Genomic DNA, 12,727 nt, shown 5'->3' on the forward strand with positions numbered 1-12,727 from the left:
TTTATTCGGAAGTTCTTATGAATCGCAAACATCTAGCTAACGCTATTCGTGCTCTAAGCATGGACGGCGTACAACAAGCAAACTCTGGTCACCCAGGCGCACCTATGGGTATGGCTGACATCGCTGAAGTACTTTGGCGTTCTCACCTAAACCACAACCCAGCAAACCCAGAGTGGGCAGACCGCGACCGTTTTATCCTGTCTAACGGCCACGGCTCTATGCTGATTTACTCTCTGCTTCACCTTGCAGGTTACGAGCTTTCAATTGAAGATCTTAAGAACTTCCGCCAACTGCACTCTAAGACTCCAGGTCACCCAGAGTACGGTTACGCACCAGGTATCGAAACAACGACTGGTCCTCTAGGTCAAGGCATCACTAACGCTGTTGGTATGGCTATGGCAGAGAAAGCGCTAGCGGCACAGTTCAACAAAGAAGGCCACGACATCGTAGACCACTACACTTATGCATTCATGGGTGATGGCTGTCTGATGGAAGGTATCTCTCACGAAGCATGTTCTCTAGCGGGTACGCTAGGTCTTGGTAAGCTAGTTGCTTTCTGGGATGACAACGGTATCTCTATCGATGGTGAAGTGGAAGGTTGGTTCTCTGACGATACACCTAAGCGTTTCGAAGCTTACGGCTGGCACGTAATCCCATCAGTAGATGGCCACGACTCTGACGCTATCAACGCAGCGATTGAAGCAGCTAAAGCAGACCCTCGCCCTACTCTAATCTGTACTAAAACAGTGATTGGCTTTGGTTCTCCAAACAAAGCAGGTACGCACGACTGTCACGGTGCACCATTAGGCGCTGAAGAAATTGCAGCAACACGTAAAGAATTAGGTTGGGAGCACGGTCCTTTTGAAATTCCGTCGGAAGTTTACTCAGAGTGGGATGCGAAAGAAGCAGGCGCAGCTAAGGAAGCAGCGTGGAACGAGAAACTTGCAGCTTATGAAGCAGCATACCCTGAGCTGGCAGCTGAATTCAAACGCCGCGTAAACGGTGATCTTCCTGCTGAATGGGAAGAGAAAGCAAACGCAATCATTGCTGACCTACAAGCTAACCCAGCAAACATCGCTTCACGTAAAGCGTCTCAAAATGCTTTAGAAGCATTCGGTGCTATGCTACCAGAATTCATGGGTGGCTCTGCTGACCTTGCGCCTTCTAACCTGACTATGTGGTCTGGTTCTAAGTCTCTTGAAGCAAACGACTTCTCTGGTAACTACATCCACTACGGTGTACGTGAATTCGGTATGACGGCGATCATGAACGGTATCGCTCTGCACGGTGGTTTCGTACCATACGGCGCAACCTTCCTAATGTTCATGGAATACGCTCGTAACGCTATGCGTATGGCTGCTCTGATGAAAACTCAGAACATCCAAGTTTACACACACGATTCTATCGGCCTAGGCGAAGATGGTCCAACTCACCAACCAGTTGAGCAGATCGCTTCTCTACGTCTAACGCCAAACATGAGCACGTGGCGTCCATGTGACCAAGTTGAGTCTGCTGTTGCTTGGAAACTAGCAATCGAGCGTAAAGATGGTCCTTCTGCACTTATCTTCTCTCGTCAAAACCTTGCACAGCAAGATCGTGACGCTGAGCAAGTAGCTAATATCGCTAAGGGTGGTTACATCCTGAAAGATTGTGAAGGCAAACCTGAGCTTATCCTTATCGCAACAGGTTCTGAAGTTGAACTAGCGGTTAACGCTGCTGCTGAACTAACGGCTGAAGGTAAGAAAGTACGCGTAGTATCTATGCCTGCAACTGACGCATTTGACAAGCAAGACGCGCAGTACCGTGAGTCTGTACTTCCATCTGACGTAACTGCTCGTATCGCTGTAGAAGCTGGCATCGCTGACTTCTGGTACAAATACGTTGGTTTCGGTGGCAAGATCATCGGTATGACAACGTTCGGCGAATCTGCACCAGCAGGTGAGCTATTCAAGATGTTCGGTTTCACTACTGAAAACGTAGTAAACACAGCGAAAGAGCTTCTAGCTTAATCTTGAATACACTGTCTCGCCCTCAAATGGGTTGATGCATACAGAAAGCCCCGCATGAAAATGCAGGGCTTTTTTGTATCTTTGCGCCTTTAGCCGCTAAAACGTAAACCGCGCCCCCACTCGAATCGTATTCTGCTTTAGGTTTTTGCTATAAGTATGGTCATATCCAGCATCGACAGCGAGCCAAGAAAGAATATCAACTGAATTCACAATCCCGAAATTATTTAGACCATGTTGATGGGTATCTGAATAGCGATAAAAAGGTTGCAGTGACCAACGATCATTGAGTGAAACGACCGCCCCCGCCTCACCAATAAAACCCTCATCGTAATTTTTAATGGTCTCTCGATCACACGGATCCCAAATGGTGTCATTACGGCACGAAGAGCGCCTTTCCGGTCTGACCCAATTAACACCACCAGAGGCATACAATTCAACTTGTTGGCTGACAGAGTGGTACACACCTAAGTGAATAGATAAGTCAGACAATGTCGTTGAAGAGCGTGTCGTCGCGGACGAATCAAAACCTAAGAAGAAAGCATCGTTTAATGCATAGTTTCCACAGAAATAACCACCGTAAAGTTGCTTACTTCCTGAATTGTTGTAGGCTCCGCCAAAGTAATCTTGGAAACCATCATCGCTGACTCTCGTATTCTGATACCCAGTATAGAGATAATTAGAGCCTTTTGACGCTAAGCAGGGGAAACTCGTTAAGCTCAAAACAATGGCGGTAACAATAAGGGGACGCATGTTGGTAACTCTGTTATTAACGTGGGATATGGGAAGTGTAACTTAATCACAATTGAACGATGTTTTATTTTTGTTTCAAAGCTTTTCTAACCGTCACTTTTAACCTATAAAAAAGCCTTGCACTATAAGCAAGGCTTTCCCTTAAATCTGACTCAGACTAGCTGTGGCAGCTATTTTTCTTCGAAACGCTTCGCCAATTGATAAAACTCATTCACTTGCTCTTTCAACTCTGTGGAGTGGTCTTTGACTGAATGCGTGGCAACCAAGTTTTGCTCTGCGGTCGAGGCGATGGACTGCATATGTAGATTTACTTCACTCGACAGTTCACGTTGCTTATGTGCAGAACTTTCAACAGACTGCATCAATTCGTTCATGGATTGCATTAGGTTTTCAACTTCCGACAAGCGCTCGGCACTCACCTTTGCAACATCACCACACGCATCCGTTTGCTCTCTGTTTGCAAGGATATCTTTTTGCCAGCCTTCAATCGTTGCCAGCATGGTATCAATACTCTCTTTGATCTGAACCGTAGCCTTTGACGTTCGACCCGATAGCGCGCGTACTTCGTCGGCAACGACGGCAAAACCTCGTCCTTGTTCGCCCGCTCTAGCCGCTTCAATCGCAGCGTTCAATGCCAACAAGTTTGTTTGTTCGGCGATTCCACCAATCTCTTCCATAATCTTGCTTACGCTCTGCGCTTGGTCGCTCAGTTGGTAAGTCGTTTGCGTCGCCTTTTCGGCCTGAGAAGCTAGGCTCTCTAAGTTTTGATGAGTTTGGTTAATGCTCTCTTTAGCGCCGGCACAGGTTTGCAAAGTCACATCAACAATCTGGTGCGCTTCTTCAGTACGAGAAGATACCTCGTTCGCGGTGACTTCAACCTCTTCCGTTGCTTCACGCACTTGTAGAATGTCTTTTGTTTGTTGATCTAACGCTTCTGATACTTCAAATGATGTGGCATTCAGATTATCGGCTAAGTCCTGCAGCGGTTTCGCAGAATCAGTCATACGGCCGAGTACCGTGCGAATTCGAGCAGACAAAAGTTTTAAGTGAAAATCGGCCACGGAGAATTTGCTGTTACCTGAATAAACAAGGCGGCTCACACTGTCGAATTTCGACTGCAGTTTTTTCAGCTGTAAAGGAGTATCAATCAGCTCTTGTCGGAAAAGCAGAGCTAATGCTGAAACAGGCAGCAAGCTAAGAAGCCATTGGGATACCTGCCCTACTTCGACAAGATTTGAAATCAGAGGCGCAGCCAGAGAACCCAACAACACGGCATAGCGAACACTATCACTGATCTGCAATGACCATTGGCGGCCAGATTTCTCAGCCTTCAATAAGCCTTGGTAGGCCTTATCTGCAATCTGCACCCACTCGTTCTTCGGTTTAACACGAACAGACTGATAACCACTCACCTTGCCGCTCTCGTAGATTGGAGTAACGTAAGCATCGACCCAGTAATATCCACCAGATTTAGTCTTATTTTTTACAATCCCGCGCCATGCCTTACCTTGCTTCAGATTAACCCACATATCGGCAAACGCCGCTTTAGGCATATCACCATGCCTAACAATATTGTGGTGTTGTCCTAGCAATTCTTGCTGGCTGTATTCTGCGATGCGACAAAAAGCATCATTACTATAAGTAATCACGCCTTTAAGGTCGGTGGTTGATACGAGTTGTTCGTTTTCGCTGAGAAGTGTTTCACGAGATTGAGAAGATGAGCTGACAGTCATTATATTAACTTTTGTTAATTATTATTTTAGGCGAGGAATATATACAATTATTAAAGTTATGACAAAATGTGAACATCACATTTTGTGTAAATGCCTGCTATTTAAACAAAAATAAGCCAGGTACCTCACAAAGCTCAATGCCTCACGTCTCTTCAATCTAACGATTACGACTCATCTAAGTTCACGGCGGTACTAAACTTCACAGTTCTCATTGACACAGAGGTGTGGAACTTACGAATGTTCAAATCTTTACGCAGCACCCGCTCAACAAAATCTTCATAAGCTTGAATGTCTTTGACCGTAACAATCAACATGAAGTCAAAGCTGCCTGAAATTTGGTAACACTGAGTCACTTCCGCAGCCTTCGAAATAGAGTGGCGAAATATCTGATAGATGTCCCCTCGATCTCGCTCCATTTCTACAGACACAACCAAAGTCATCTTACTGCCTGTAAGCTCAGGATTGATGATAGACACATCACCGACGATTACGCCCTCCTCTCTCAAGCGCCTTACTCGCTTTAAACAAGCAGGTGGTGACAAGCCAACAACCTCAGCCAGCGCCTGATTAGGAATTCGGTTATTCTTTTGAAGCTCTACGAGAATGCTTCGATCTATTCGGTCTATTTCCATAATTTCTTACAACCACAGCTTTGTGACTTATAATTTCCAATTCTACGACAATTAAAAAATTTCACGCAACTTCACAAAGCAATTTCAAAATTACGATCACAGCAATCGCGATAAGATCTTCTCATACAACATAATCGAACAATGGTCGTAACAATGAAATTCACTTATCAATTTTTTAAAGAACTCCTTAAAGAAATTTTCGATGTCACCTCGACGCTTTTTCGAATCATGATTCCAATCATCATCGTGATAAAGGTAGTTGAAGAGCTCGGCGGCATCATGATTCTTAGCGAATGGCTGAGCCCAATAATGGAAAGTGTTGGCTTACCGAAAGAAATGGGGTTGGTATGGGCAACCACCATACTCACTAACATCTATGCAGGGTTGATTATTCTCATCAGTTCCGATGTTCCCCTTACTGTCGCTCAAGCCTCAGTATTAGGCAGCATGATGCTTCTCGCCCATTCATTGCCAATTGAAGGCGCAATAGCGAAAAAAGCAGGCGTAAGCTGGCTTGCCACCTTATCAGTCAGAGTCGGCGGCAGCTTGGTATTGGCATGGCTACTGAATCTCAGCTATCAATACGGAGATTTACTCAACTATCCAGCAACCGTTTTATGGCAGCCAGAAGTATCGTCAGATAACAGTTACATCGGTTGGGCTATCGAACAACTCAAAAACTTTGCAGTGATATTCATGGTGATTTCAGCACTGCTACTGTTACTTAAAGTTTTAAAGGTTCTTGGCATCGAGAAGTTAATGGCTCTGCTGCTACGACCATTTTTAAGACTACTAGGCATCAGCAAAGATGCGACCAATCTAACCATCATAGGGATCACGCTCGGTCTTTCGTTCGGTGGCGGGTTATTGATCAACGAAGCAAAGAAAGGACATATAGCCGCAAGAGACGTGTTTACCGCCATTATGCTACTCAACCTGCTCCACAGTTTGATTGAAGACACCTTGTTGATCTTGCTGATTGGGGCTAATTTTTACACCATATTCTGGGGAAGAATCGTATTTTCAGTCCTCATCGTTGCTTTAATTTCGCACGCTATTAAACGTGTCAAACCAACGATTTGTGAGCGTTACTTTTATCGCGACGTATCCCAATCATAACAGCGAAAACTCACCTTAAACCTTTTAGCAAAAGAGCCGACACACAGGCTCTTTTATCATCAGCTTTTTCACTACCCAACTTGTTCGCCGCTCCAACCCAAAAATTTGCGTAACATTGCGCCCACAAGCGCTTTCACCTCTCCTCAATCGAAGAAATCGTGATAATTCGAGTGAAAATAATTTAAACACGAATAATCCATCATTGGGCTGACAATAAAATTCACTATTCTTATATCAACACAAAGTATAAAGGTATTTTTATTACTATCTAAAGCCTTACCTCTATTAACACGAGAGACAATAACCATATTATCCACACTGATACTTACTATTAAAACAATCAACTATAAATTCACCAAAATGAAATAAATAACTGACAATAAGATAATTATCTAAGGCTATTTGATATTAACTCTTAATGTTGAAAATAGGATAGACAATAACTTGTAAAAATTTACAGTTTGATTGGTTAATTTTATAAATATATTTTGTTACACAATCGAAACAAATGGCTAATTATAACAATGTCACATAAAACAATGGCTTTAATGGTTCTGTCCTTATCCTCACTGTCACAGGCTTCCACTATAGAGAATGATGAACCATTGCTGAGGTCATTGATTGAACAAGGCATTATCTGTCCCGGCTTAAATTATGAGGACAACCAAGAAGCTTTGCGTATCTATCTCAATGCCAAAGCAAATAAGAACCATCAGCCTAATTTCGATTTAAATAAAGATATAAAAAACCAACGTCAGGTAAATAAAGCACCAAAAGAGTGCATTAGACCAATATCGGTGAATAACACCGGTGAAGGAAGTTGATATTAATATCGACATGGAAATATAAAAAGGAAATGTAATGAAGATAATGAGAAAGACGTTGCTGGCTTCAGCAATGATTACTCTATTTAGCGTCAACAGTTATGCTAAAACACCTATTGATTTAGGTGTTGTTAATGAAGATAAGCTAATTGAAATGCTAGTAAGACAAGGCTTAGTTGATGAAAACGCTAGCGATCAAGAAAAACACAGCGCCCTTGATCGTTACCTAAAAAGTAAAATCAATTCGGGTTTTAAAGGTGATGCGCAATTTGGCAAAAAAGCCATGGAGCTGAGAGCAAAGATTCTAAAAGCCATCGAAAAAGAGTCCGGCGTCAAAAAAGCGAGTGTTTTCGCACTGGAAATGGGTACCAAACGCACGGACAAAGTGCTCGCGCTGCTTGTCGACTTCCCTGATCTAAACTGGGACGATAACAAGCTCACTAAAGAGCACACGCAAATGCTCTACGAGAGCTACAACCCAGAACACTACCAAGAGTTACTGTTTTCTGATTCAGGCTATACCGGACCAAATGGTGAAAACTTAATCTCGATGCGCCAGTATTATCAAAGTGAGTCAGGCGACAGTTACAGTGTGGCTGGTCAAGCCGCAGGTTGGTATCGAGCTTCTAAGCCAGCAGCTTTCTACGGTGGTAACTCCCCGACAACGGATAACGACCTAAATGCTCAAGAGCTCGTTCGCGAAGCCCTCAACCAGTTAGCTCAAGACCCTAGCATCAACCTCGCTGATTACGATATCGAAGATCGTTACGATTACGATGGTGACGGAGACTTCCGTGAGCCAGACGGCGTAATTGATCACCTAATGGTGTTCCATGCCTCTGTAGGTGAAGAAGCCGGTGGCGGTGTGTTAGGTCCTAATGCAATTTGGTCTCACAGATTCAACCTTGGGCGCACACATGTGCTAGAAGGCACCTCTAGCTCGCTTCCAGACCGCTTTAATGGCCAGTACGCGGCGTTTGATTACACGATTCAACCGATTGACGCAGCAGCCGGTGTTTGTGCTCACGAATATGGCCATGATTTAGGCCTTCCAGATGAGTACGACACACAATACACGGGTAAAGGTGAACCTGTTTCTTATTGGTCTATCATGTCTTCAGGCAGCTGGGCTGGTCAAATTGGCGGTACTCAACCAACCGCATTCAGTTCTTGGGCAAAACACTTCCTACAGAAGTCTATTGGTGGTCGTTGGATTAATGATGACCAAATCTCAATTGATGACCTGGAAGACAATCCACAAATTTACACCCTGTTCCAAACGACAGATAACTCTCGTCCGAACATGATTAAGGTCGACCTTCCAGAGAAACAAATCGAAGGTTTGAAACCGTTCGAGGGTGAGTACTCATTCCACTCTCAAAAAGGCGACGACCTGAAAAATAGCATGACCCGTAAGCTGGAAATCCCGGCGGGCGATTCTGCAATGCTTACCTTCAAAACTTGGTACCAAATCGAAAAAGACTATGACTTTGCTCGTGTTCTTGTGAACGGACAAGCCATCGCAGGCAACATCACTTCTATGGATGACCCCTACAATACCGGCCTAGTTCCTGCGGTTGGTGGAGAGTCTGACGGGTGGATTGATGCTGAATTTGATGTTTCTCAATGGGCAGGACAAGAAGTCGAGCTTTCGTTCGAGTACATCACCGATGGCGGCTTAGCCATGGAAGGTTTCTACTTAGACAACCTGAGCCTTGTCGTTGACGGCGGCACGGTTGCGGTAGATGACGGCGAAGATAACTCTAGCTTTGCGCTTAATGGCTTCAAATTGAGCAATGGTTTCCATCAAGCTCAACACTACTACCTACTGCAATGGCGCAGTCATATGGACGTGGATGAAGGCTTAGCGAATATCAAGCGCATGGGCCAGCTCATGTCGTTCGATCCAGGTCTGATCATTTGGTATGTCGATGAGTCGCTCACTGATAACTGGGTAGGCAAGCATCCAGGAGAAGGCTGGTTAGGTGTGGTCGATGCAGACCAAAATGCCATGATTTGGCAAAACTCAGGAAAAGTCGCTCAAACACGTTACCAAGTCCGTGATGCCGCGTTTTCACTGAAAGACCATACTCCTATGCGTCTTGTGAACAGTGACAACGATGTGCTTCAGGACACAAACCTAGTGGGTACAGCAAGCTTCTCTGATGATCAAGATTACACATCACCACAAGCTCCTGATTCGGGTCGTATTTTGACTAAGTTTGGCTTGGTGGTAGACATTGTTAACCAAAGCGATGTCAACGAATACGGTGTGGTACGTCTGTCGAAAGTAAGCCAACACAACATCGCGCCAACAGCGAACTTCGAACTCAATACAGATGGGTTGAACGTCTCAGCTCGCAACTTCAGTTCGGATCAAGATGGCGAAATCATCAGCTACCTATGGGACTTCGGCAACGGCGTAACAAGCAGTGAAATAGCGCCAACGTGGACTTACCAAGACGCCGGCGAATACACAGTCAGCCTAACGGTAGTCGACGACAAAGGTGTTAACGCATCGTTTAGCTCAATCGTTAATGTTGAGGTTCCAAACGCGCTTCCTGAAGCAAGTGCGAAGTACATTCACTTAGGTCGTTGGGTCACCATGTGGTCAACAAGCTCAGACAGTGATGGGCGAATTGTCGATACAGAGTGGACATTACCAAATGGAAAAGTGAAACGAGGTCGTACATTCACTTCTATCTTCCCTTCATACGGGAAACACGAGGTGACCTTGAAGATAATTGATGACCAAGGCGGGATCACGACTAAGACCATTATGGTCGACCTATAAGTCGCTTCTAGCTCAAATCATTGAAATAAGTACGTAGACAATAACGTGCGTACTGATAAACCAACTTAAGTACTGCTGTCTTTGGCATGAGTCAGGACAGTAGTTTTAAGAAAACGTTATTATTTAAGCCGTAAGCAAGAGCCCTACCGTCATCGGTAGGGCTTTTTATTGGTCTGTGCTTCGGAAAAGCTAGCCTAACGCTCTGTTCAAATGAAGAGGTCTATCTCACCCAAACAGGTGACAACTACTCACACCGGCTGCTTTTGAATGCGAGATTTACTTGCGCTAAATGCAAACAATAAAATAACGGCTAGCACAAATGGCAATACGTAGATATTGAGGTTTTGCCAGCCCGCAGTCGACTCTAACCAACCAGAAAGCAACGCCGTTACTGTCACACAGCCAAAGACAACAAACTCATTAAACGCTTGAGCCTTCGCTTTGTTCTGCGGTTGATAAGATTGACTGAACAAACCGGTTGCCGCGATGAACATAAAGTTCCAGCCTACCCCGAGTAAAACCAAAGCCGCTCTGAAATGCCAGATTGATTCGCCATGAATGTTGATAGCAATACAAACAACGAACAACACCCCACCCGCCAAAATCATCATTCGTGAACCAAACTTCTCAATAAGTGAGCCAGTAAAGAATGCCGGGACAAACATACCCAATACGTGCCACTCAATCACACCGGCGGCTTTAGTAAAGTCGAATCCACAACCGATCATCGCCAATGGTGTTGCCGTCATTAGGATATTCATCACGGCATAAGCGACCATTGCAGCAAACACAGCACCAATAAAGTTAGGCGCTTTCACTATCACACTAAGAGGATCGGATTTAGGAGCCTGACTATTAAAAGAGGCTGTTGGAAATTGAATGGTTTGTAAGATGAGTAACGCAAGAATGTTCAATCCAATCAAAGAAGCAAAAGCGCCAATATACAAGCCATCTTGCGACCATTGCTGCGACATAATCGCCAAGTTTGGCCCTAATACCGCAGCTAAAACGCCACCAGCCATCGATATAGAAATTGCGCGATGTCGTGCATTTTCATCACACACTTCGATAGCAGCGAAACGATAAAGCGTACCAAAACCAATACCTATCCCGAGCAAAAATGTGGCGAAGCAAAACAAGTAGAAATGCTGCTGAGATAAAGCGTAGGTAGCAAGGCTTGCCCCTGTAATGCCAACGACATTACCAATGCTAAACCCTCTCTTTCGTCCTAGCTTACCTGAAATTAAAGACGCAGGAATCGTGGCAGCCATTAAGCCTAAAAACTGAAGCGCAACGGGCAAAGTAATCATGCTGACACTGGGTGCAATCTGCTTGCCTATCAAGCCAATCACCGAAATCAGTAAGATGTTCCCCGTCATCAATAAGGCCTGACACAGTGAGAGCAGCCAAACATTTCTATTCATCTTAGTTCCTAAATATGAGCACAGTTGGTCAATAGACCAAATAATCAACAAAGTCGCAACACTTTGTTACTCAAAACAACTCCAGCAAACAACCGAAAGCTCTGCTTCGAACAATATTCAATCCAGCGTACTTTGATCTTCGAAGCTTTACACTCTAGAGTTGAAGTTATCATTATTTGAGATAATAATAATTTTTTGTTATTTATTAGGGCGTGTTGATCTTTCGAGCTGATTTTTGCAGCGAGTTGCTGGGTATTTATACAAGGCAGAGGCTTTGATGTGTAGCTAGCCTACATGATAAGCCGATAACGCAGTAGAAATGACCAGCAAACGCTGCCCGGAGGGTTCGAGCTGGGCGCCCCCGCAAAAAGCGTTTTACTCTTTGTTGAGGGAGATTTGCTTAGAATGACTAGGCTGCTTCTCCCTCGCCGCGATTAAAACGCTTTTATCTCGAACAAAATTTAACCACGAAAGTTCAACACGCCCTAGCGCTGTTTTACAAACTTCGGCATTAAGAGGCGAGTATGATCAATCCGCTTTGGCTCAACACATTCAAGACTCTGGTTGAAGTTGGCCATTTCACGCAAACGGCTGAAAAGTTATACATGACTCAACCAGGTGTCAGCCAACACATCAAAAAGCTTGAGCAAGCATGTGATTGTGACCTGCTTTCTCGAGAAAATAAGAGCTTCGAGCTAACCGAGCAAGGTCGGATTATGTATCGCTATGCGCTCAAGCTAGAGAAAGACCAAGAAGATCTTTTCGAGTCTCTGAGTTTTGATAATCCTTATGCAGGACAATGTCATTTGTCTTGCTCTGGCTCACTCTCTTTACGTCTATATCCCAAGCTTCTTGAACTTCAGCAGCAACACCAAGATCTCAGCATCAACCTGGAAGCGGCTCCAAACAAAAAGATATTGAATGACCTACTCCAAGGCACTACCGATATCGGCATTGTTAGGCATTCTCCTAACGACAGCTACTACCAAAGCCAAGTCATTGGCAAAGAAGCACTATGTCTTATTGTCCACCATAGCCACGCCGACCTAGAAATAACACCGCAAACGCTGCATGAGATTGGACTTATCGCTCACCCAGATTCAGCGCACTACCTCTCTTTGTACTTCGACCTATGCGGTGATAAATACTTAGCGAATATTAACGTCAATGAAATTCCAAAATCTGGCTACATCAACCAGCTTCATCAGATATTGCTACCAGTATCAAAAGGATTAGGTTTTACGGTATTACCGGCTGGCGCAGTTGAACACTTCCCAGAGAGAGACAAATTGCACGTTGTGCCGCCAAAAGTAGAGGTTGAGGAGACGCTGTATTTGGTTCAAAAACGAAACCGGAAACTGCCGCACCGATACAATACAGTTATTGATTTGATCAAACAAAATGTGAGTGGCTAACGCGTTGATTCGCTGACTAAATTAAAG

At 44.5% G+C, this 12,727-nt stretch carries 9 protein-coding genes; 5 read left to right on the forward strand and 4 right to left on the reverse strand.

Annotated features, from left to right (window positions below):
- The first annotated feature begins 17 nt into the window (after positions 1-17).
- Positions 18-2,009, forward strand: coding sequence for a transketolase (gene tkt, locus CWO13_RS00670; protein ID WP_102432956.1), 1,992 nt, complete (start codon positions 18-20; stop codon positions 2,007-2,009).
- Between the two features lie 96 nt (positions 2,010-2,105).
- Here the strand turns inward: tkt and CWO13_RS00675 are convergent, their stop codons facing one another.
- The 3 genes from CWO13_RS00675 to CWO13_RS00685 form a co-directional block, all read right to left on the reverse strand.
- Entirely contained in the window at positions 2,106-2,759 is a 654-nt protein-coding gene (locus CWO13_RS00675; RefSeq protein WP_108082361.1) for an outer membrane beta-barrel protein, read from the reverse strand.
- Positions 2,760-2,929: 170 nt separating this feature from the next.
- Complete coding sequence (locus tag CWO13_RS00680; RefSeq protein WP_048659953.1) at positions 2,930-4,492, reverse strand: methyl-accepting chemotaxis protein; 1,563 nt, start codon at positions 4,490-4,492, stop codon at positions 2,930-2,932.
- A 164-nt stretch (positions 4,493-4,656) separates the two neighbouring features.
- A complete protein-coding gene (locus CWO13_RS00685; RefSeq protein WP_048659952.1) occupies positions 4,657-5,124 on the reverse strand; it encodes an Lrp/AsnC family transcriptional regulator in 468 nt (155 codons plus the stop codon).
- 153 nt (positions 5,125-5,277) lie between these two features.
- Here CWO13_RS00685 and CWO13_RS00690 point away from each other — a divergent pair, with 153 nt between their 5' ends.
- From CWO13_RS00690 to CWO13_RS00700, 3 genes are all read left to right on the forward strand, one after another.
- Complete coding sequence (locus CWO13_RS00690; protein ID WP_102431672.1) at positions 5,278-6,243, forward strand: hypothetical protein; 966 nt, start codon at positions 5,278-5,280, stop codon at positions 6,241-6,243.
- A 524-nt stretch (positions 6,244-6,767) separates the two neighbouring features.
- Positions 6,768-7,067 (forward strand): hypothetical protein, encoded by a 300-nt coding sequence (locus CWO13_RS00695; RefSeq protein WP_107898458.1) that lies wholly within the window; start codon positions 6,768-6,770, stop codon positions 7,065-7,067.
- A 37-nt stretch (positions 7,068-7,104) separates the two neighbouring features.
- Complete coding sequence (locus tag CWO13_RS00700; protein ID WP_107898457.1) at positions 7,105-9,861, forward strand: immune inhibitor A domain-containing protein; 2,757 nt, start codon at positions 7,105-7,107, stop codon at positions 9,859-9,861.
- Positions 9,862-10,109: 248 nt separating this feature from the next.
- On the opposite strand, the gene CWO13_RS00705 is transcribed toward CWO13_RS00700, so the two are convergent.
- Positions 10,110-11,285, reverse strand: a complete 1,176-nt coding sequence (locus CWO13_RS00705; RefSeq protein ID WP_108082362.1) for an MFS transporter — start codon at positions 11,283-11,285, stop codon at positions 10,110-10,112.
- Between the two features lie 524 nt (positions 11,286-11,809).
- Between CWO13_RS00705 and CWO13_RS00715 the strand changes: the two genes are divergently transcribed.
- The gene (locus CWO13_RS00715; protein WP_107898455.1) at positions 11,810-12,700 is read left to right on the forward strand and encodes a LysR family transcriptional regulator; all 891 of its coding nucleotides are present in this window, start codon (positions 11,810-11,812) and stop codon (positions 12,698-12,700) included.
- The last annotated feature ends 27 nt before the right edge of the window (positions 12,701-12,727 follow it).

The sequence above is a fragment of the Vibrio sp. ZF 223 genome, assembly GCF_003050585.1.
GTDB lineage: Bacteria > Pseudomonadota > Gammaproteobacteria > Enterobacterales > Vibrionaceae > Vibrio > Vibrio crassostreae.